The organism is Mycobacterium sp. NGS61, assembly GCF_059812325.1.
This window is the reverse complement of record NZ_JCALCL010000003.1, coordinates 222661-242337: the sequence shown is the minus strand read 5'-3', so window position 1 is coordinate 242337 and position 19677 is coordinate 222661. Positions and strand designations below refer to the sequence as shown.

18 protein-coding genes are annotated in these 19677 nt (G+C 66.2%); 10 read left to right on the top strand and 8 right to left on the bottom strand.

Annotated features, from left to right (window positions below):
* Nucleotides 1–72: 72 nt before the first annotated feature.
* The 3 genes from AC5Y3Z_RS08750 to AC5Y3Z_RS08740 all read right to left on the bottom strand — a co-directional run bounded on the left by AC5Y3Z_RS08750 (nucleotide 73) and on the right by AC5Y3Z_RS08740 (nucleotide 3599).
* Nucleotides 73–1389 (bottom strand): MFS transporter, encoded by a 1317-nt coding sequence (locus tag AC5Y3Z_RS08750; protein WP_463824921.1) that lies wholly within the window; start codon nucleotides 1387–1389, stop codon nucleotides 73–75.
* Nucleotides 1390–1491: 102 nt separating this feature from the next.
* A complete protein-coding gene (locus AC5Y3Z_RS08745) occupies nucleotides 1492–3027 on the bottom strand; it encodes a glycerol-3-phosphate dehydrogenase/oxidase (RefSeq protein ID WP_463824568.1) in 1536 nt (511 codons plus the stop codon).
* Nucleotides 3027–3599, bottom strand: a complete 573-nt coding sequence (locus tag AC5Y3Z_RS08740; protein WP_463824569.1) for a TetR/AcrR family transcriptional regulator — start codon at nucleotides 3597–3599, stop codon at nucleotides 3027–3029. The genes AC5Y3Z_RS08745 and AC5Y3Z_RS08740 overlap by 1 nt, the downstream gene beginning before the upstream one ends.
* Nucleotides 3600–3646: 47 nt before the next feature.
* Between AC5Y3Z_RS08740 and AC5Y3Z_RS08735 the strand changes: the two genes are divergently transcribed.
* From AC5Y3Z_RS08735 to AC5Y3Z_RS08725, 3 genes are read left to right on the top strand one after another with little or no spacing between them, the layout of a single operon-like run.
* The gene (locus tag AC5Y3Z_RS08735; RefSeq protein WP_463824922.1) at nucleotides 3647–5227 is read left to right on the top strand and encodes an FAD-binding oxidoreductase; all 1581 of its coding nucleotides are present in this window, start codon (nucleotides 3647–3649) and stop codon (nucleotides 5225–5227) included.
* Nucleotides 5224–6177: a diacylglycerol kinase gene (locus AC5Y3Z_RS08730; protein ID WP_463824570.1), complete on the top strand. Its 954-nt coding sequence runs from the start codon at nucleotides 5224–5226 to the stop codon at nucleotides 6175–6177. Before AC5Y3Z_RS08735 ends, AC5Y3Z_RS08730 begins: the two co-directional genes overlap by 4 nt.
* Nucleotides 6095–6721, top strand: coding sequence for an Rv2253 family sensor-like surface protein (locus AC5Y3Z_RS08725; RefSeq protein ID WP_473139518.1), 627 nt, complete (start codon nucleotides 6095–6097; stop codon nucleotides 6719–6721). The genes AC5Y3Z_RS08730 and AC5Y3Z_RS08725 overlap by 83 nt, the downstream gene beginning before the upstream one ends.
* A gap of 10 nt (nucleotides 6722–6731) precedes the next feature.
* On the opposite strand, the gene AC5Y3Z_RS08720 is transcribed toward AC5Y3Z_RS08725, so the two are convergent.
* The 3 genes from AC5Y3Z_RS08720 to AC5Y3Z_RS08710 form a co-directional block, all read right to left on the bottom strand.
* Nucleotides 6732–7244 carry a DUF3145 domain-containing protein gene (locus AC5Y3Z_RS08720; protein WP_463824572.1) on the bottom strand — a complete coding sequence of 171 codons (513 nt, stop codon included), beginning with the start codon at nucleotides 7242–7244 and terminating at the stop codon, nucleotides 6732–6734.
* 114 nt (nucleotides 7245–7358) lie between these two features.
* Entirely contained in the window at nucleotides 7359–8198 is an 840-nt protein-coding gene (locus AC5Y3Z_RS08715; RefSeq protein WP_463824573.1) for a serine hydrolase domain-containing protein, read from the bottom strand.
* Nucleotides 8195–9214 (bottom strand): class I SAM-dependent methyltransferase, encoded by a 1020-nt coding sequence (locus tag AC5Y3Z_RS08710; protein WP_463824923.1) that lies wholly within the window; start codon nucleotides 9212–9214, stop codon nucleotides 8195–8197. The genes AC5Y3Z_RS08715 and AC5Y3Z_RS08710 overlap by 4 nt, the downstream gene beginning before the upstream one ends.
* A gap of 114 nt (nucleotides 9215–9328) precedes the next feature.
* Here AC5Y3Z_RS08710 and AC5Y3Z_RS08705 point away from each other — a divergent pair, with 114 nt between their 5' ends.
* The 4 genes from AC5Y3Z_RS08705 (at nucleotide 9329) to AC5Y3Z_RS08690 (ending at nucleotide 13303) form a co-directional block, all read left to right on the top strand.
* Entirely contained in the window at nucleotides 9329–10414 is a 1086-nt protein-coding gene (locus AC5Y3Z_RS08705) for an S-(hydroxymethyl)mycothiol dehydrogenase (RefSeq protein ID WP_463824574.1), read from the top strand.
* The gene (locus AC5Y3Z_RS08700) at nucleotides 10414–11037 is read left to right on the top strand and encodes an MBL fold metallo-hydrolase (RefSeq protein WP_463824575.1); all 624 of its coding nucleotides are present in this window, start codon (nucleotides 10414–10416) and stop codon (nucleotides 11035–11037) included. Before AC5Y3Z_RS08705 ends, AC5Y3Z_RS08700 begins: the two co-directional genes overlap by 1 nt.
* Nucleotides 11038–11333: 296 nt before the next feature.
* Nucleotides 11334–12281 (top strand): SDR family oxidoreductase, encoded by a 948-nt coding sequence (locus AC5Y3Z_RS08695; protein WP_463824576.1) that lies wholly within the window; start codon nucleotides 11334–11336, stop codon nucleotides 12279–12281.
* Nucleotides 12282–12460: 179 nt separating this feature from the next.
* Nucleotides 12461–13303 (top strand): putative sodium/potassium/calcium exchanger, encoded by an 843-nt coding sequence (locus AC5Y3Z_RS08690; protein WP_463824577.1) that lies wholly within the window; start codon nucleotides 12461–12463, stop codon nucleotides 13301–13303.
* Between the two features lie 6 nt (nucleotides 13304–13309).
* Here the strand turns inward: AC5Y3Z_RS08690 and AC5Y3Z_RS08685 are convergent, their stop codons facing one another.
* The gene (locus AC5Y3Z_RS08685) at nucleotides 13310–15160 is read right to left on the bottom strand and encodes an Hsp70 family protein (RefSeq protein WP_463824578.1); all 1851 of its coding nucleotides are present in this window, start codon (nucleotides 15158–15160) and stop codon (nucleotides 13310–13312) included.
* A 121-nt stretch (nucleotides 15161–15281) separates the two neighbouring features.
* Nucleotides 15282–16379, bottom strand: coding sequence for an NAD(P)H-dependent amine dehydrogenase family protein (locus tag AC5Y3Z_RS08680; RefSeq protein ID WP_463824579.1), 1098 nt, complete (start codon nucleotides 16377–16379; stop codon nucleotides 15282–15284).
* A 94-nt stretch (nucleotides 16380–16473) separates the two neighbouring features.
* Here AC5Y3Z_RS08680 and AC5Y3Z_RS08675 point away from each other — a divergent pair, with 94 nt between their 5' ends.
* The 3 genes from AC5Y3Z_RS08675 to AC5Y3Z_RS08665 all read left to right on the top strand — a co-directional run bounded on the left by AC5Y3Z_RS08675 (nucleotide 16474) and on the right by AC5Y3Z_RS08665 (nucleotide 19674).
* A complete protein-coding gene (locus AC5Y3Z_RS08675) occupies nucleotides 16474–16824 on the top strand; it encodes an MmpS family transport accessory protein (RefSeq protein WP_463824580.1) in 351 nt (116 codons plus the stop codon).
* A 93-nt stretch (nucleotides 16825–16917) separates the two neighbouring features.
* Nucleotides 16918–18243 (top strand): cytochrome P450, encoded by a 1326-nt coding sequence (locus AC5Y3Z_RS08670; protein ID WP_500001805.1) that lies wholly within the window; start codon nucleotides 16918–16920, stop codon nucleotides 18241–18243.
* Nucleotides 18244–18309: 66 nt separating this feature from the next.
* On the top strand, nucleotides 18310–19674 hold the full coding sequence (locus tag AC5Y3Z_RS08665; RefSeq protein ID WP_463824582.1) for a flavin monoamine oxidase family protein: 1365 nt from the start codon (nucleotides 18310–18312) through the stop codon (nucleotides 19672–19674).
* Nucleotides 19675–19677 lie beyond the last annotated feature (3 nt).

The following is a 19677-nucleotide window of genomic DNA, read 5'->3' as shown; positions in this document are numbered from 1 at the left end:
TCGCCGAGCAGACGCAGAATCGCACGCGGGGTACCCGCGTCGTGCGATTCTGCGTCTGCTCGCCAAAAGGGGCTAACCCACCAGCGCGCGGGCCTCTTCCTCGGTCTCGACCGACGGACCGGAGCCGGGCAGCGGTTTGCCGGCGACTTCCGGGGTGAACAGCAGAGTGATCACACCCACCAACCCCGCGGCCATCAGCATGTAGGCCGGCACCATCGTGTCGCCGGTGCTCGATATGAGCGCTTGGGCGATCAGCGGCGTGATGCCACCGACGGTGGATATCGACAGGTTGTAGGAGATGGCCAGCGCGCCGTAGCGCACCTTGGTGGGAAACAGCGCGGGCAGAGCCGACGGCGTCGTGCTGTCGAAACACAGTTCCATCAGTCCGACCAACAGCACGCCGCCGAAGATCACCGGATAAATGCCGCCGGAGCGCATCAGCAGAAACGCAGGGATCGAGGCCACGATCAACAGGACGCAGCCTGTCCGCATGATGGGTTTGACGCCGATCCGATCAGACAACCGGGCGACCAACACGATGGTCGCCATCAAAATCGCCAGGGTAGTCACGATCATCACCAGTGCGGCTGTTTCACTAACGTGCACAACGGTTTTCAGGTAAGTCGGCAGGTAGCCGGTCACCATGAAATCGGCGACCTGCGACGTCAGCACCAGCGCGGCGCAGATCAGCATCGGCCGCCATTGCTCCACCACGGTGCGCCGGAACTGGCTGCCTTCTTCGGTGGCTTCCGCGCGCTCGTTCAGTTGCTTGAATGCCGGGGATTCGTCCAACCGCAGCCGCATGTACAGCGCGATCAAACCCAGCGGCGCGGCCAGCAGCAGTGGAACCCGCCAACCCCAGGCCAGCCAGTCGTCCTCAGGCAGCCAGGCCTGCAGCCCGGTCACCAGGAATCCGGCGAACACGAAACCGATCAAGTTGCCCAACGGCAGGAAACCGACCAGCATGCCGCGCTTGCGGTCCGGTGCCTGCTCCACCAGATAGGTCATCGCGCCGACGAATTCGCCACCGGTGGACAGCCCCTGAAACACCCGGGCGACGATAAGCAATATCGGCGCCCAGATGCCGATCGCGCTGTAACCCGGAAGTAGACCGCTCATCGTCGTACCGGCCGTCATCATCAGGATCGTGATCACCAGCACCCGCTTGCGCCCGATCCGGTCGCCGAGCGGACCAAAGATCATGCCGCCGATCGGACGTACCACGAACGCTGCTGCCAAGGTGCCGAACGTGGCCAGCAGGTGCACCGCGCTGACACTGTTGCCGGGGTAGAACACCTGCGCGATCGTGGTGGCTATATAGCCGTAGACCCCGAAGTCGTACCACTCCATCACGTTTCCGATCGCGGTGCCCGTGATGGCCTGCTTCATCGCAGCCGGATCGGTGACGGTGATCTCGTCGCGCGACCATCGGCGGCTCCCGGAGGTCTTCATCGAAACCTTTCGTACCCGAACCGCGCGGGATTGAACCCGCTAGTCCACGGCTGCCAGGAACTCCTGCGCAACCGCCAGTGCCTTCGCGCGGTCGCGTGGCACCAGACCGATCCGGGTGCGCCGATCCAGGATGTCGTCGACACCTAGCGCACCCTCGTGCGTCACCGCGTACTCGAACTCGGCCCGGGTCACGTCGATCCCCTCGGCAACCGGTTCGGTTGGCCGCTCACACGTGGCGGTCGAGACGACATTCGCCGCCTCGGCTCCGTAGCGCGCCACCAGCGATTTCGGCAGTCCAGCACCGGGTCCGGCCGGGCCCGGGTTGGTGGGGGCGCCGATCAGCGGCAAGTTGCGCGTGCGGCACGGACCGGCGTGCAGGTTTCGCACGCTGATCGCCCGGTTCAGCACATCCTCTGCCATGTACCGGTATTCGGTCAGCTTGCCGCCAACCACGCTGATTACTCCGCTCGGTGACTCGAAAATGGCATGGTCGCGCGACACATCCGCGGTCCTGCCGCCGCCGGTGTCGATCAGCGGCCGCAGACCGGCATAGGACCCGATGACGTCGGACGGCGCGACCATGGTCCCCAGTGCGGTGTTTACCGTGTCCAGCAGGAACGCAATCTCCTGCGAAGAAGGTTGTGGCACATCGGGAATCGGGCCGGGCGCGTCCTCGTCAGTCAGTCCGAGGTAGATGCGGCCGAGTTGCTCGGGCATCGCAAACACAAATCTGTTGAGTTCACCCGGTATCGGAATGGTCAGCGCCGCTGTCGGATTGCCGAACGAAGCCGCATCGAAAACCAGATGCGTTCCGCGACTTGGCCGTAATGTCAGCGCCGGGTCGATGTCACCACCCCATACCCCCGCCGCGTTGATCACTGCCCCGGCGCGCACCTCGAACGACTGTCCGCTGCGCCGATCGGTCAGCCGCACCGTGTTGGCCGTCGCCTCCGATGCCGCGACATGGGTCAGGATGCGCGCCCCGTGTTGCGCTGCGGTGCGCGCGACGGCGGTGACCAGCCGGGCGTCGTCGATCAATTGCCCGTCGTAATTGAGGAAGCCACCCGCCAAACCGTCCTGCTGCACCGTCGGCGCCAGCTCCACGACCCGCCGTGCCGAGATTCGGCGCGACCGGGGCAGCGTCGACGACGAGGTTCCGGCCAATATTCGCAGCGCGTCACCCGCCAGGAAGCCGACGCGGACCAGCGCCCGGTTGGAGTGTTTCATCGCCGGCAGCAGCGGGACGAGTTGCGGCATCGCGTGCACGAGGTGAGGAGCGTTGCGCGCCATCAGGATTCCCCGCTCGACCGCACTGCGGCGGGCGATGCCCACGTTGCCGCTGGCCAGGTAACGCAGACCACCGTGCACCAACTTTGAACTCCACCGGCTGGTGCCGAACGCCAGGTCGTGCTTTTCCACCAGCACCGTGCGCAACCCCCGGGACGCGGCGTCCAGCGCGATACCCGTCCCGGTGATGCCGCCGCCGATGACCACGACGTCGATCCCGGCACCATCGGCGAGGGCCTCCAGGTCGCCGGTCCGTCGGGCGGCGTTGAGCGCGGTCAGGTTCTGCATCAGGACAGGTATCCGTTCAGTGTGTAGGTGAGCTGGGTGGCAAGCGCTGCGTCGTCCAGGATGGGTTTGACGATGTCGGCGGACTGGATGGTCGATTGCGCGATCAGCAGGATCATGGTCGCGAACTGGCGCGGATCGCCCGGGCGGACGCTGCCCTCCTGCTGCGCTGCTTCCAGTCGCTTCGTCAGTCCCTCGATCAGGAACTGCTGGCTGGTGCCCAGTCGCTCGGTGATGTAGACGCGCGCCAATTCGGAGTGCATCACCGACATGATCAGGTCGTCTCGACGCAGCCGGTCGGTCACTGCGACAACCTGCCTCACCAGAGACTGACGATCGTCGCCGTCGAACGGCACGTCCCGCATCCCGTCGGTGATGTGGTTGGTCAACAAGGTCGACATGATCGACTGCGTGTCGGGCCAGCGGCGATACACGGTCGGGCGGCTCACCCCGGCGCGCCGGGCGATCTCGGCCAGAGTCACCCGATCGGCGCCGTAATCGACCACACAGCTCGCCGCCGCCGCCAGTATGCGATCCCCCGCATCCACCGAGGAGTCGTTACTCATTGACAGCATGTGTAATACTGTAACGCATGACGCACGCTGAGGAATACCTTCCGCCGATGAAATGGAACGCGTGGGGGGATCCCGCGGCGGCCAAACCGCTCTCAGACGGAATCCGGTCTATGCTCAAACAGGTTGTCGGACTTGAGGATTCGCAAGAATCCGAACTCGGCCTCGACGAGGTTCGGTTGCGCCCGTCGGCCTTGACGCAAGCTGACCAGGACGGCCTGGCCAAGATCGTCGGCGCCCAGTACTTCCGCACCGGGGACCACGACCGGGTGCTGCGGGCCGGCGGCAAGTCCACTCCCGACATGTTGCGCCGCAAAGACCGGGGCCTCCAGGATGCGCCCGATGCGGTGCTACTGCCCGGCGACGACGACTCGATCGCCGAAATACTGCGCTACTGCTCCGACCACGGCATCGCGGTCGTCCCCTTCGGCGGCGGCACCAACGTCACCGGTGGGCTGGATCCCACCCGCGGTCGGTTCAACGCGGTGATCTCGCTGGATCTGCGCCGGTTCAACGAGCTGCACTCCCTCGACGAAGTGTCGGGCATCGCCGAACTGGGCGGCGGCGTCACGGGGCCGGAAGCCGAACGCCTGCTGGGTGAACATGGCTTCTCACTGGGACACTTTCCGCAGAGTTTCGAGTACGCCACCATCGGCGGTTTCGCGGCGACCCGGTCTTCGGGTCAGGATTCGGCCGGCTACGGGCGGTTCAACGACATGATCCTGGGTTTGCGGATGGTGACACCGGTAGGCACCTGGGATCTCGGCCGGGTGGCGGCGTCGGCGGCCGGGCCGGATCTCCGCCAGCTGGCGATCGGCTCGGAAGGCACCCTGGGCGTCATCACCAAGGTCCGGTTGCGGGTGCACCGGGTGCCCGAGACCACCCGCTACGAGGCCTGGTCGTTCCCCGACTTCGCCACCGGCGTCGCAGCGTTGCGCGCCATCACCCAGACCGGCACCGGACCGACCGTCGTGCGACTCTCCGACGAGGCCGAGACGGGTGTCCGCCTGGCCACCCATGAAACGATCGGCGAAAACCAGAACACCGGCGGCTGCCTGGGACTGACCCTGTTCGAAGGAACCGAAGAACATACCGCAAGCCGGCACGCCGAGACCCGCGCTCTGCTGGAAGCCCACGGTGGCACGTCGCTGGGCGCCGAACCCGCCCGGGCCTGGGAGCACGGTCGGTTCAGCGCGCCGTACCTGCGCGATTCGCTGCTGGCCGCCGGCGCGCTGTGTGAGACGCTGGAGACCGCCACCGACTGGTCCAATATCCCGGCGCTGAAAACCGCTGTCACCGAAGCGATTACGAATTCACTGGCCGACTCGGGCAGCCCCGCACTGGTGATGTGCCACGTGTCGCACGTCTATCCGACGGGTGCGTCGCTGTACTTCACCGTGGTCGCGGGGCAACGTGGCAACCCGATCGAGCAGTGGTGGGCCGCCAAGAAGGCCGCCTGCGATGCCATCATGGCCACCGGCGGAACCATCACTCACCATCATGCGGTTGGTGCCGACCACCGGGCCTGGATGCGCGACGAGGTGGGTGAGCTGGGTGTCGAGCTGTTGCGCGCGATCAAGGCGACCCTGGATCCCGCCGGAATCCTCAATCCGGGCAAGCTGATTCCATGACCCGAGACAAGCCGGCCATCGGCCGGTTGGGTACGCGCGAGATCAACAAGGTCACCGCGCTGACCAATCCGTTGTCCGGGCACGGCGCCGCCGTCGAGGCGTCGCAGCGTGCGATCGCCCGGTTACACCATCGCGGTGTGGAAGTCATCGAGATCGTCGGCGAGAACGCCGAGGACGCCCGGTATCTGCTGGCCGCGGCCGTCGAGAAGGGCACCGATGCGGTCGTGGTCACCGGTGGAGACGGCGTCATCAGCAATGCGCTGCAGGTGCTCGCCGAGAGCGATGTGCCGTTGGGCATTGTCCCGGCCGGCACCGGCAACGACCATGCCCGCGAATTCGGTATCCCGACAAAGGATCCCGAGGCCGCGGCGGACATCGTGGTAGCCGGGTGCACGGAAACCGTTGACCTGGGCCGGATCACAGGTCGTGGCGGCGGTAGAGACTCGGTCAAGTGGTTCGGTACCGTGGCGGCGACGGGATTCGATTCGCTGGTGACCGACCGTGCCAACCGGATGACGTGGCCGCACGGCCGGATGCGGTATTACCTCGCGATGCTCGCCGAACTGTCCCAGTTGCGCCTGTTGCCTTTTCGGCTGGTTCTCGACGGCAAGCAGGAGATCGAGGCCGACCTCACCATGACCGCCTTCGGCAACACCCGCAGCTACGGCGGCGGTATGTTGATCTGCCCCAACGCCGATCGCAGCGACGGCCTGCTGGATCTGACCATGGTCAGATCGCAGTCGCGCACCAGGCTGATCCGTTTCTTCCCGACCGCCATCAAGGGCACCCACGTGCAACTCGACGACGTGACGACGGCCCGGGCCAAGACCGTGGAAGTCGAGTGCCCCGGCATCAACGTCTACGCCGATGGGGACTTCGCCTGCCCGTTGCCCGCCGAGATCTGCGCGGTGCCGGCCGCACTGCAAGTGCTGCGACCCAAGCAGGTGTAACGGGCGGGTCACCGCACGCGAAGTCTCTGGCATGTCGAGTTTCGGTAGGACCGCGTTGATCGGTTCGGCAGCCGTATTGGCCTCGCCATTCCTGGCGCCTGCGGCTCAGGCGGGCGAAGTGGCGTCCTGGAACGGTGAATACGTCATGGTACTCGGCGCAAACGCGAAGTCCGGCACCAGCATTGCGGCCGGACAGAACGAATCTGCACACCGCAGCACCGTCTCCCTGACCTCGAGTTGCTCGGCGGGTGTCTGCATGGCCACCGTCATCAACCCGTCGCCACCGAAGAGCGAATTCATGCCGAAGACCGTCGAATTCACCTGGAACGGGGCCCAGTGGGTGCGCGAAATGACGTGGAAGTGGGACTGCCTCCTGCCCGACGGCAGCGTCGAATACGCTCCCGCAAAGTCGATCACGGTGTACACGCCGGGGCAATACGGCATCCTCACCGGTGTGTTCCATACCGACATCGCCAGCGGCGCATGCGCGGGCAACGTCGACATCCCGGTGTCGGCGAAACCCGTTGAAACACCGGTCGGATGAGGGCGAGCTGTTAGCCCACGCCCCGGCTGAGCCAGGTCACTTCACCGCTGTCGCCGCCGTCGCGATACGCCTCGAGCGCTTCGTCCCAGGCTGTACCCAGCACCGAATCCAATTCAGCGGCAAGGGTATCGGCGCCCTGGGCCATCATCGTCCGCAGTCGCATCTCCCCGACCATGATGTCGCCATTGGCGCTCATCGCCCCGCTCCACAAACCGAGCTGCGGGGTATGGCTGAACCGGTGGCCGTCGACGCCGGGACTGGGATCCTCGGTCACCTCGAACCGCAACACCGACCACGAGCGCAATGCGTTCGCCAACCGGGCCCCCGTCCCCACCGGCCCCACCCAGTTGGTGACAGCGCGCAACTGCCCGGGCATGGCCGGCTGCGGGGTCCACACCAGGTTCGCCTTGGCCTGCAGGGTCGACGACAACGCCCACTCCACGTGTGGGCATACCGCCGCGGGCGAGGCGTGCACGTACACCACACCGGCCGTAACGTCGGCAAACTGATTCGACGCACGCATGTTTTGCTCCTTCGGTTCCACGAGGGACGTCTTCCCCAACGACCTGGTGAACTCGATAGAGCAATTATTCGTGTGTCTTGCGTGTCTATTGTGCCTTGTGATGCCTATGTTGCGCTAGTGTGCATTTTCCCCGGCGGCCTGCTCGGCCAGTACCGCGTCGGAAAGCGCTGGCCACAGCTCTAGCGCCCAGTCCCCGAAGTCCCGGTCGGTGAGCACCACCAGCGCTACGTCCGCCGCCGGATCCACCCAGATGAAGCCGCCGGATTGACCGAAGTGGCCGTAGCTGCGCGCCGAGTTGCGCCCACCCGTCCAGTGCGGTGACTTCGAGTCCCGCAGTTCGAAGCCCAACCCCCAGTCGTTGGGGCGCTGGGAACCGTATCCGGGCAACACCCCGTTGAGGCCGGGAAACTGCACGGTGATCGCGTCGTCGTGCATCTGCGCCGACACCGTTGCCGGACGCAGCAGGTCGCCGGCGAACAGCACCAGATCATCGACGGTGGAACCCGCCCCGAACCCGGCCTTGGCCGCGCCACCGTCCAGCCGGGTACTGGTCATGCCCAACGGTTCGCACACCGCCTCAGTCAGGTAACGGGTGAACTCGATCCCCGACTCCTGCTCGATCGTCTCGGCCAGCACCGCGAACCCGTAGTTGGAGTAGATCCGGCGGGCACCGGGTTTGGCCAGCACATCGCCGGTGAGCATGGCCAGTCCCGATGCGTGCGCGAGTAGGTGACGCACGGTGGACCCGGGCGGTCCGGCTTCGGTATCGAGGTCGACGACGCCTTCCTCGACAGCGATCTGCGCGGCGCGCGCCACCAACGGCTTGGTCACCGACGCCAGCGCGAACTCGCGCGCGGTGTCTCCGTGCGTCACCAGCACCCCGTCCGGCCCGACGACCGCTGCGGCGGCGTGCGGGACGGGCCAGTCGGCCAGCGCGTCCAGGGCCGCGGTCATTTACGGGCGACGTAGAAGATGTTGAACGGGTCCGACTCGATCTCGGTCACCTGTACCTCGCCGAATCCCGCATCGGTCAACATCGACGTGGCGAGTTGATGTCCCCACGCAGTGCCCAGCCCGTCGCCGTCGAGCGCCAGTGAGACAGTCATGCAGTGCATGGTCGAAACGGTGTAGAGGTACGTGCTTCTCGGTACCCCCACGTTGTCCTCCAGTCGGCTGGAGGCTTTGACGTCGGCCACCAGCAGGACGCCGCCGGGGCGCAGTGCCCGGTAGATATTGGCCAGCACCTGGGCCGGGTGGGCCTGGTCGTGGATGGTGTCGAAGGCGGTGATGACGTCGTAGGCATCGACCTTGTCCAGCCGGGTCAGGTCGTGGCTTTCGAAGTTCGCGTTGGCCAGGCCCAGCCGCTCGGCTTCGGCGCGGCCGGCGGCCAGGGCCTGTTCGGAGAAATCGATTCCGGTGCAGCGGCTGGCCGGGAATGCCTGCGCCATCAGATTAACGGCGTGGCCGCTGCCGCAGCCGAAGTCGGCGACCTCAGCGCCCGCGCGCAACCGCTCCGGCAGGCCTTCGACGATGGGGAGCACCACGTCGATCAGGGCCCCGTCGAACACCTCGCCACTCATTTCGGCCATCACCTTGTGGAACCGCGGATATTCGCGGTAGGGCACGCCGCCACCGGAGCGGAAGCAGTCGATGACTTTCTGTTCAACCTCACCGAGCAGCGACACGAACTGGGTGACCCGGGCGATGTTGTTCAGGCCGGCAGCCCGGGTCAACGCCGCGGCGCGGGACGCGGGTAGCAGATAAGTCGCCGCGACGGGGTCGTACTCGACGACGTGCCCGGTGGTCATCCCGGCGAGCCATTCCCGGACGTAGCGTTCGTTGAGACCGGCGGCCTCGGCGATCTGAGCGCTGGTCGAGGGCGGCATATCGGCCATGACGTCGAGCAGTCCGGTCTGGTGGCCGACGCTGAGCAGGATCGCCAGTCCCGCGCTGTCGATCACCTCAACCATCCGCTCGGTGAATTCCTGCGTGGTTTCGGCTGTCGTCACGCACAGCGACGCTACACCTCAGCGTGGGCGCACACCGGGTACTCCGCACCCGGTGGCTGACAGTAGTTTGAACGCATGAGTCAGACAGTGCGCGGCGTGATTTCGCGGTCAAAGGGCCAGCCCGTCGAGGTGGTCGACATCGTCATTCCGGACCCCGGACCCGGCGAGGTCGTCGTCGATATCACGGCCTGCGGCGTGTGCCACACCGACCTGACTTACCGCGAGGGCGGCATCAACGACGAGTATCCGTTCCTGCTCGGCCACGAGGCAGCGGGCACGGTCGAGGCAGTCGGCCCCGGCGTCACCGCCGTCGAGCCGGGTGACTTCGTGGTGCTGAATTGGCGTGCGGTGTGCGGCCAGTGCCGGGCTTGCAAGCGCGGGCGGCCGCACCTGTGCTTCGACACGTTCAACGCCGAGCAGAAGATGACGCTCACCGACGGCACCGAGCTGACCCCCGCGCTCGGCATCGGGGCGTTCGCCGACAAGACGTTGGTGGCCGCCGGCCAGTGCACCAAGGTCGACTCCGCCGCCGATCCTGCCGTGGCCGGCCTGTTGGGCTGCGGGGTGATGGCCGGCATCGGCGCGGCGATCAACACCGGCGGGGTGACCCGCGACGACACCGTCGCGGTGATCGGCTGCGGCGGTGTGGGAGACGCGGCAATCGCCGGCGCCGCGCTGGTCGGTGCACGAACGATCATCGCGGTGGACACCGACAGCACCAAATTGGATTGGGCGCGCGAGTTCGGTGCCACCCATACCGTGAACGCCCGCGAGGTGGACGTGGTGGAGACGATTCAAGACCTGACCGACGGATTCGGTGTCAATGTGGTGATTGACGCTGTCGGCCGGCCCGAGACGTGGAAGCAGGCTTTCTACGCGCGCGATCTGGCCGGCACGGTCGTGCTGGTGGGGGTGCCGACGCCCGACATGCGTCTGGAGATGCCGCTGGTGGACTTCTTCTCCCGCGGCGGGTCGCTGAAGTCGTCGTGGTACGGCGACTGCCTGCCCGAGCGCGACTTTCCCACCCTGATCGATCTGTTCCTGCAGGGCCGGCTGCCGCTGGACAAGTTTGTCTCCGAACGAATCGGGTTAGAAGACATCGAGGAGGCTTTCGACAAGATGCATGGTGGTAAGGTTCTGCGCTCGGTGGTGGTGCTGTAGTGGTTTCCATCGATCGCGTGGTCACCCACGGCACCTTCGAACTCGACGGCGGCAGCTGGGAAGTCGACAACAACATCTGGCTCGTCGGCGACAACTCCAATGTCATCGTGTTCGACGCCGCGCACGATGCAGCGCCGATCGTGGAGGCGGTCGACGGCCGGCATGTGATCGCGGTGGTGTGCACGCACGGACACAACGACCACGTGACTGTGGCGCCAGAGCTCGGCGAAGCACTCGACGCACCGGTGCTGCTGCATCCAGCCGATGCAGTGCTGTGGCGAATGACGCACCCCGACAAAGCATTTCGGGACATCTCCGATGACGAAACGTTGACCGTGAGCGGAACGGAACTGCGGGCCCTGCACACCCCCGGCCACTCCCCCGGGTCGGTGTGCTGGTACGCCCACGATCTGGGCGTGGTGTTCAGCGGCGACACGCTGTTCTCCGGCGGACCGGGCGCAACCGGGCGTTCCTACTCGAGTTTTCCCACCATCCTGCAGTCGATTTCCGAGCAGCTCGGCACACTACCCGGCGAGACCGTGGTGCACACCGGTCACGGTGACGACACGACGATCGGCGACGAGATCGTCAATTACGAGGAGTGGGTCGCCCGCGGACATTGATGTTTCTCCGCCCAGAACTCGGGTTCGGTCAGTGCCCACGGATCGCGCAGTGCCGCAAGTGTTTTCGGCCTTTCGACCCGGACACCGTCGGCGCTCGGCCGCGAAGGCGCCGGCGGGAGGAAATTGGCGGGGGCGGGACCGAATAGCGGCGACTCGGGGGCGACAGCCGTCGGCAGCGCGCCAGCCACCCGATCGACACCGCGAGGCCAGCAGAGCCAGGGTCCCCGCGCGGGATCGGCACCACGAAGGGGACACTGGTGGCACGCGAAACCCACCAGCGGGAAGGAGCCGCGCCCATGGTTCATGAGCTGATAGCCACCGTGCCCGATCTGTCCGGCAAGTTAGCGGTCGTCACCGGCGCCAACAGCGGCCTGGGGTTCGGCCTGACCAAGCGCCTGTCGGCGGCCGGCGCCGAGGTGCTGATGGCCATCCGCAACCAGGCCAAGGGCGAGGCGGCAATCAAGGAGATCCGCGCAGTCGTGCCCGATGCCAAGCTGACCATCAAGTCGCTGGACCTGTCGTCGCTCGGGTCGGTCGCGGCGTTAGGTGAGCACCTCAACGCACTGGGCCGGCCCATCGACATCCTGATTAACAACGCCGGGGTGATGACGCCGCCGGAACGCGACACCACCTCGGACGGGTTCGAATTACAGTTCGGCAGTAATCATCTGGGGCACTTCGCGCTGACCGGGCATCTTCTGCCGCTGCTGCGCGCAGCGTCGGGCGCGCGGGTGGTCTCGTTGAGCAGCATCGCCGCTCGCCGCGGTCGCATCCACTTCGACGACCTGCAGTTCGAGAAGTCCTACGCCTCGATGGCCGCATACAGCCAGTCGAAGCTGGCGGTTCTGATGTTCGCCCGCGAGTTGGACAAGCGCAGTCGCGCAGCCGGCTGGGGCATTGTCTCCAACGCGGCACACCCGGGTTTGACCAAAACCAATTTGCAGATCAGCGGCCCCTCCCATGGCCGCGACAAGCCGACGTTGATGGGACGTCTGTATACGACGTCATGGCGCTTTGCGCCGTTCTTGTGGCAGGAGATCGACGAAGGGATACTGCCGGCGTTGTACGCGGCCGCCAATCCGGCGGCCGAAGGTGGCGCGTTCTACGGGCCGCGCGGCCTTTACGAGGCCGCCGGCGGCGGTGTCGCCGAGGCGAAGATCCCCAGCCGCGCAGCCAATGACGATGATTGCCAACGCCTTTGGGAGACCTCCGAGCGTCTCACGGGTGTCAGCTATCCCGCGTAGCAGCGATGCACGCTGTTGCTATTAGCTGATCTAGGCACGGCGTTTTGCGGGAGCAGCCGATCGTCACGATCGTGCTGGTCAAGAGGCGCGCGCCGGAAGCGTGCGTTTCGTCGCGATGCCCAAGTGGGTAACCTCCCCCACAGCATGGGTCGCATCAGCAACTTCTAAGGGGTATCAGCATGAGCGAACACGACGACGAATCGGCGGACAAGGCCACCAAGGACACCACCGATAGGGGCGGCGTGGACACTGCCGAGGCCTCCAACGAGGAAAGAGACCAGGACAGCGAGGCCAAGGGCGAGACCGACAAGGACAGCGACGGCGACGAAGTCGAGACCGACGAAGACGGGAAGCCCAAGCCCGACGACGAGGCAAAAGAGAAGGCCGCGGAGATGCGGTCGGCCTACAAATACCAGCCCACCCTCGTACTGCCTGGCTCCGGCGGGACCATCACCGGCACCGCCGTCAACGAGTGGCTGGACGACGACGGTAACGCCAAGTATGCCGACGACGACGATTCGCCGGCCGCCAAGGCTGAGGCCGAGCGGGACAAATCGAAGTCGGACTCCGACTCAGATTCAGATTCCGACGAAGGACAGCGCCAAGACGACTCCGCGAAATCCGAGAGCGACAAAGCCACAAAGTCCGACAGCGGCGACTCAGAGGATTCCGGTGGCGACGACGGTTCCAAGGAGAAGGACCTGAACGCCACCAGCGACCGGGGTGCCAACGCCGATCAAACGGCCGAGCTGGCGGACAAGTCCGACGACGAGCTGTACGAGGACGCCAAGAAGACCGCCGAAGAAAATATCGAGCGGGACAAGAAATTCAACGAAGAGATCATCAAGACGGCCAAGGAAGAAGGCCAGTTCGACGATCAGAATGACGACGACGACTCGTCGGCGGAAGCCAAGGACGAGCGGGCCTCCGATGAGGATTCCCAGGCTGACCAAGACGCGAAAGACAAGCAGGAGCAGGACGACAAGCAGGACAAAGGCGAAAAGGAACCGGCGAAGACCTGACCCGGTTCAGCCGATTCGGATCCCCGGCGCGGGCAAAGCGCCGGGGATTCCTGGTATCTGCGGAAGGCCGGGAATCTGCGGCAGCTGCGGCAGCGGCGGCGGGCTGGGCGGCGTGACCGTAGGCTGCTGGGGCGCAGGCGGCTGGGTGGCCGGGGGCTGGGTGGTTTGCGGCGGCTGTGTGGGTGCCGGCGGTTGCGTGGTCGGCGGTGGTGGGGGCGGCGCTTCGGTGGTGGGGGCCGGCGGCCGAGTCGACGGCGGTGGGGCCTGGCGCGTCTGCGGAGGTGGCTCGGCTGTCGGCGACGGCGGCGGCGTTGTCTCCGGCGGGGGGCTTTCAGTGCTGGATGGGGGCGGTGCTGACGACGGTGCGGAGGTGACGGGAGCCGTGCTGACCGACGGCTGCGTACCGCCCTGCTTGTGTGAACTCAGCCCGATCGCCACGGCGGTACCCACCAGCAGCAGCGCCACCGTGGTGCTGACGATGATCACCGCCGGCAGCCGGTACCACGGGATCGGTGGTTTCTTGGGCTCGGCGGCCGGTCGACTTTCCTGCTCGAATGCCAACTGCGGGCGAGCCGACGTCAGCCCCGAGCCCTGCCGATCGCCGGCGGCCGGCATCACGCTCGACGCGTCGTCGGCCGCCTCCGACCAGGCCAGCGCCGGTTGCATCAGCGAGACCGGCGCGTCGGAGTTGAGCTCCGCGCCGCCGTCGAGAGCCTCCTGCTGCGTCAACGGTCGTATGGCCGGTGCCGCTGCCGGGGCCGCGGCAACAGCCGCAGCCGGAGTCAGCACCGTCGCGCTGGTGTCTGCAGGACCACGCGCGGCGCGCAGCGCGCCACCGATCGCGGCGGTCAGTTGCGGGCGCGGTGTGGTGACCACCGGGACGCCGAACCGCCCGGACAGCGTCGTGGTCACTGCCGGGATGTTGGCGCCACCGCCGACCGTCGCGATCGCGACCACACTCGACTCGTGAATAGCGTTGCGGCTCAACGTTTGTTCGACCGCACGGACGAATCCGTCGAGCGGCCCGCGGATGGTCTCCTCCAGTTCGTTGCGGGTCAGCCGGACCTCACCGCGCATCCCCGGCGCGTCCTGGGCAAGGGTGGTCACTGTAGTAACCGACAGGCGCTCCTTGGCGTTGCGGCACTCGCCGCGCAACCGGCTCAGCGATCCGATCGCCGCGGTGGCGGTCGGATCGAACGAACCGGTGGCAGGCAGTTCAGACATCACGTAGGTCAGCAGCGACTGGTCGATCAGATCACCGGAGAAATCGTCGTGGCGCACCGTCGGGGCAACGGGCTGGTAGTCGCCGGCGGCGTCGACCAGCGTGATGCTGGTGCCGCTGCCGCCGAGGTCGCAGATTGCGACGATGCCACGCGCCGGGATGCCGGGATTTGCGCGCACGGCGAATAAGGCTGCGGCGGCGTCGGGGATCAACGTCAGCGGCTTGCCGGAGTGCGACCATTCCGAGACCCGGCTCAACGCGGCTCCCAGCGCGTCCACCGCGGGCGCGCCCCAGTGCGCCGGGTAGGTGACCGCCACATTGTCGGGCAACGGCCGTCCGCCGGTGACCGAGTAGGCCAGCGCACGCAGCCCGTCGGCCACCAGCGCTTCGCTGCGGTGTATCGAGCCGTCGGCCGCCACGATCCCGACCCGGTCGCCGACCCGGTCCACGAAGTCGGTGATGACCAGCCCCGGCTGGTCCAGTCTGGGATTCTCTGACGGCACCCCGACTTCGGGTGCACGCTGCCGAAACAGGGTCAGCACGGGTTTACGGGTGATTGCGTGGTCCGGTGTCACGGCGGCAAAGTTCGTGGCACCGATCGACAGGCCCAACGCAGGCCTAACTCCGTCTGCCATCTAGTCCAATCCCCGTGTCCGGTGGAACGCTTTGCATTCTCACCTAACCGCAACCTTTGCGCTAAGACTTATAGCCAATCTGTGTGTCGGCTATGCGCAGGCTGTACGACCACCGCACCGGTCAGCGGATGGTGCCGGCCCCGGGGATCAGCGGCAGATCGAGCGCGGTCACCCAGCCCGGAGACAGAGTGTTGACCGCGGACACCGCGTTCAGCGCCCGCAGGCCGGTGGCCAGGCAGCCGGCTGCGGCGGCGTCGCGGCCGGAGCCGTCGGTGAACCGGAAGGCCGTCTCCTGGAAGATGCTCGGGGTGCCTTCGATGTCCACCCGATAGACGTCGTTGTCGTGGCCCGTCGGCCAGTCCGGGGCCGCGTCGAGACCGATGCGGTTGACGTGCTCGAGCTGGATGCGCGTCTCGCCCTGGTACAGCCCGTTGATGGTGAACCGGACGGCCGCGACGTGTCCTGCCTTGATGACGCCCTTGGCGGACTTGCGGTCGGTGGGCGTCACCCACTTGTCCCAGGTGGTGGTCATCTCGTCGAGCATGATTCCGGCGGCGTGGGCGATCATCGGCACGGTCGCTCCCCACGCGAAGATCAGCACGTCGCTGTTCTCCAGCATGGGGCTGTATTCGGGCTCGCGCCCGATGCCCATCTCGCGTTCGTAGTCGCCCTCGTAGTTGGTGTAGTCCAGCAACTCGGATGCGCGGACCTTGCGTACCTCAGAACACAGACCCATCAGCGTCATCGGGAACAGGTCGTTGGCGAACCCGGGGTCGATACCGGTGGTGAAGCAGGACGACTCCCCCAACTCGCACGCCTCGGTGATGGGCGTGATCCAGTTCGGCGGGTTCTGCGGCATCGTCGGCCAGATCCACGGCGTCATCGCCGTCGAGCACACGTCGATGCCCGCCCGCAAGAAGCGGGTGATCAACGAGATGTTGTCCTTGGCGTGCATCGCGGTGGGTCCGTAGTGCACCAGCGCGTCGGGCTGCAGCGCGATCAACGCCTCGACGTCGTCGGTGGCGATGACGCCGACCGGTTCGGCCGATCCGCAGATGTCGCCGACGTCGCGGCCGACCTTGTCCGGGCTGCTCACTCCGACACCCACCAATTCGAACAGCGGGTGCTTGACGATCTCGGGGATCACCATTCGACCGACGAACCCGGTGCCCCACACCACGACCCGCTTAGGAACGCGTAACGCGCCCACTTCCGACATCAGCACCTCCAAGTCAGCCAGCCCCGGGTTCACCATAATTTCTGAGTCAAAAGGGTCTCGTAATCACCCCTCGGTGATGACAACATGAACAACCATGAGCAGTCGTCGTGCAGCTTCGATCGTCTTCGCCGTCGGTACCGCCTTCGCGGTCTCCTGTGGCGTAGCCAGCGCCACCCCCAAACCCGGCGAGTTCCCCCAAGTCCGCTACGAGGTGAGCGGCCCCGGTGTCGCCGAATACATTTCGTGGCAATCCGAGTCGGGCCAGCAGCGCGCGACGAATGTGCCGTTGCCGTGGTCGACCCAGTTCCAGGCGTTCGGCGGCCAGGTCTTCGTGCTCAGCGCGCAGGGCCAGGGCACCATCGCCTGCAAGATCGTGGTCGCGGGCAACGTGGTCAACGACGCGCATTCGACCGGCACGCCCGGTCGGGCCATCTGCTCGCACTGACACCGCGGCTTGAAACAGACGCTGGATCAGTCCGGAGGTCTAGGCTCGCGGGAGTGGCCCCTTCAACGGCGAAGCGGGACAGAGGAGGATCGAATGGACCTCAAGACCAGGCCGGCAGCGGCGGCGAAGCCGGCTTCCAGGAGTTTGGCGCCCCGGGTCAACGGGGCGCGGCCACCGGAGATTCCCCTCTGCGATATCGAGTTGGGATCACTGGATTTCTGGGCGCGCAATGACGACTATCGCGACGGCGCCTTCGCCACGCTGCGCCGCGAGGCACCGATCTCGTTCTGGCCCGCGGTCGAGATGGAAGGATTCGATGCCGGTGCGGGGCACTGGGCGCTGACCAGGCTGGACGATGTCTTCTTCGCCAGCCGCCACCCGGAGGTGTTCAGCTCGAGTCCGAGTATCACCATCAACGATCAGACCCCGGAGTTGGCGGAGTACTTCGGTTCGATGATCGTGCTGGACGACCCCCGCCATCAGCGGCTGCGTTCAATCGTGAGCCGGGCGTTCACGCCGAAGGTGGTGGCCCGCATCGAGGCGTCGGTGCGCGACCGCGCACACCGGCTGGTGACCTCCATGATCACCGCCCATCCCGACGGGCGGGCCGACTTGGTCAGCGAACTCGCCCCGCTGCCCCTGCAGATCATCTGCGACATGATGGGCATTCCCGAAGAAGACCATCAATGCGTATTCCACTGGACCAACGTCATTCTGGGCTTCGGCGACCCGGACCTCACCACGGACTACGACGAGTTCATCCGGGTGTCAATGGAAATCGGCAACTACGCGACCCAGCTGGCCGACGATCACCGCCGTGCCAGCACCGATCACCACGACGATCTGACCACCGCGCTGGTCGAAGCCGAGGTGGGCGGCGAGCGATTGTCGTCGTCGGAGATCGCCATGTTCTTCATCCTGTTGGTGGTCGCCGGTAATGAGACGACCCGTAACGCGATCAGCCACGGCGTGCTGGCGTTGTCCCGCTACCCCGACCAGCGGGAGAAGTGGTGGGCGAATTATGCGGCGTTGGAGCACACCGCGGTCGAGGAAATTGTGCGCTGGGCCTCGCCAGTGGTCTACATGCGCCGCACCCTGACCCAGGATTTCGAGCTCAGCGGTACCAAAATGGCTGCGGGCGACAAGGTTTCGTTGTGGTACTGCTCGGCGAACCGGGACGAGTCGAAATTCGCCGACCCGTGGGCGTTCGACGTCGCACGCAACCCCAATCCGCACGTCGGCTTCGGCGGCGGCGGCGCTCACTTCTGTCTGGGAGCCAATCTGGCGCGTCGCGAAATCCGGGTGGTGTTCGACGAATTGCGCCGCGAAATACCGGACATCGTCGCAGTCGAAGAGCCGGCGCGACTGCTGTCCCAGTTCATTCACGGCATCAAATCGCTGCCAGTCGCCTGGACTTAGCCCGCCGAGCGCGGTTGCACCTGTTCGCCGTTGACTGTCAACCCATTTGCCGGTAGGGCTGTGAGGATGACCGACGTCGACGTCTGCGTTGTAGGTGCGGGTTTCGCGGGCTTGACCGCTGCGTTGCGACTCAAGCAGGCGGGCTGTTCGGTGAGATTGCTCGAGGCACGCGATCGGGTCGGGGGCCGCACCTTCACCGTCTCGCGCGACGACGGATCCTGGATCGACAGGGGCGGGGCGTGGGTGGGCCCCACCCAGGACCGGATCCTCGCACTGCTGGATGAGTTCGGCGTCAAGACTTTCAAGCAGTATCACGACGGGGCCGCGATGATGTTCGTCGACGGCAAGCAGTACCGCTACGAGGGCACCATCCCGTGGAGCATGAGCCCATGGGCCGCGCTGAATCTCGGGGCGAGTTTCCTCGAACTCGGCCACATGTGCAAGACGATTCCCTTGGATGCGCCGTGGGAGGCCAAGAAGGCCGCCACGTGGGACCGCATGACGCTCGCTCAGTGGTTGGACCGCAACGTCAAGTCCAAGGCTGCGCACGACCTGCTCGACGCCGCGATCTCGGGCTGCTACACCTCGGCGGCCTCGGAGGTGTCGATGCTGTTCATGCTGTACCAGATGGGCTCGGCCGGCGGCCCCGGTTTCGTGCTCGGCGGCCCCGGCGCCTCCCAGGACTCCCGGGTGGTCGGCGGGATGGGCGCCCTCTATGGGTCGATGTCCGCCGAGCTGGGTGACGCGATCGCGCTGTCTCAACCAGTGCGGTCCATTACCCAGGATCTCGAGGGCGTCACCGTGCGCTCCGACCACGGCAGTGTCCGCGCCCGGCATGCAGTCGTTGCGGTCCCGATCGCCATCGCCAGCCAAATCGCTTACGAGCCAATGCTTCCCACCGACCGCTCGTTTCTGCATCAGCGGATGCCGAGCGGTGCCGTCGTCAAGGTCTCCATCGTCTACGACGAGCCGTTCTGGCGGGCCGACGGCCTGTGCGGACAGTCCGCAGCGCCGGGCTCGGTGGCGACCATCACCATCGATGCGTGTACCGACTCCGCTACACCTGGAATCCTGTGCGTGATCATCGAAGGCCCGATCGCACGCCGATACGAATGCCTCGACCAGGACGAACGCCGGCAGGCGGTCCTCGACGCACTGGTGGAACGGTTCGGGCCGAAAGCGGCCAGGCCGGTCGACTACGTCGAGCAGAATTGGAGTCGCGAACGGTATTCGGGCGGTGGGATGCTCAGCCACGCTCCGCCCGGTGTGCTGACTGAATTCGGTCACGCGCTGCGCCGACCGTGTGGTCGCATCCACTGGGCCGGCACCGAGAGTTCGGCGGTGATGTGCGGCTGGATTGACGGCGCCGTGCGTTCCGGCGAACGGGCCGCGAACGAAGTCCTGGTCGACCACGCCCTGCCTGGCACCTGATCG

Excerpts from the sequence above, each read along its gene's own strand:
- AC5Y3Z_RS08730 (WP_463824570.1), top strand. The coding sequence starts at position 5,224 with ATGACCCGAGACAAGCCGGCCATCGGCCGGTTGGGTACGCGCGAGATC.
- AC5Y3Z_RS08745 (WP_463824568.1), bottom strand. The coding sequence starts at position 3,027 with ATGCAGAACCTGACCGCGCTCAACGCCGCCCGACGGACCGGCGACCTG.
- AC5Y3Z_RS08675 (WP_463824580.1), top strand. The coding sequence starts at position 16,474 with ATGAGCAGTCGTCGTGCAGCTTCGATCGTCTTCGCCGTCGGTACCGCC.
- AC5Y3Z_RS08695 (WP_463824576.1), top strand. The coding sequence starts at position 11,334 with ATGGTTCATGAGCTGATAGCCACCGTGCCCGATCTGTCCGGCAAGTTA.
- AC5Y3Z_RS08750 (WP_463824921.1), bottom strand. The coding sequence starts at position 1,389 with ATGAAGCAGGCCATCACGGGCACCGCGATCGGAAACGTGATGGAGTGG.
- AC5Y3Z_RS08685 (WP_463824578.1), bottom strand. The coding sequence starts at position 15,160 with ATGGCAGACGGAGTTAGGCCTGCGTTGGGCCTGTCGATCGGTGCCACG.
- AC5Y3Z_RS08680 (WP_463824579.1), bottom strand. The coding sequence starts at position 16,379 with ATGTCGGAAGTGGGCGCGTTACGCGTTCCTAAGCGGGTCGTGGTGTGG.
- AC5Y3Z_RS08690 (WP_463824577.1), top strand. The coding sequence starts at position 12,461 with ATGAGCGAACACGACGACGAATCGGCGGACAAGGCCACCAAGGACACC.
- AC5Y3Z_RS08705 (WP_463824574.1), top strand. The coding sequence starts at position 9,329 with ATGAGTCAGACAGTGCGCGGCGTGATTTCGCGGTCAAAGGGCCAGCCC.
- AC5Y3Z_RS08740 (WP_463824569.1), bottom strand. The coding sequence starts at position 3,599 with ATGCTGTCAATGAGTAACGACTCCTCGGTGGATGCGGGGGATCGCATA.
- AC5Y3Z_RS08715 (WP_463824573.1), bottom strand. The coding sequence starts at position 8,198 with ATGACCGCGGCCCTGGACGCGCTGGCCGACTGGCCCGTCCCGCACGCC.
- AC5Y3Z_RS08665 (WP_463824582.1), top strand. The coding sequence starts at position 18,310 with ATGACCGACGTCGACGTCTGCGTTGTAGGTGCGGGTTTCGCGGGCTTG.
- AC5Y3Z_RS08720 (WP_463824572.1), bottom strand. The coding sequence starts at position 7,244 with ATGCGTGCGTCGAATCAGTTTGCCGACGTTACGGCCGGTGTGGTGTAC.
- AC5Y3Z_RS08735 (WP_463824922.1), top strand. The coding sequence starts at position 3,647 with ATGAAATGGAACGCGTGGGGGGATCCCGCGGCGGCCAAACCGCTCTCA.
- AC5Y3Z_RS08725 (WP_473139518.1), top strand. The coding sequence starts at position 6,095 with ATGGGGACTTCGCCTGCCCGTTGCCCGCCGAGATCTGCGCGGTGCCGG.
- AC5Y3Z_RS08710 (WP_463824923.1), bottom strand. The coding sequence starts at position 9,214 with ATGGTTGAGGTGATCGACAGCGCGGGACTGGCGATCCTGCTCAGCGTC.
- AC5Y3Z_RS08670 (WP_500001805.1), top strand. The coding sequence starts at position 16,918 with ATGGACCTCAAGACCAGGCCGGCAGCGGCGGCGAAGCCGGCTTCCAGG.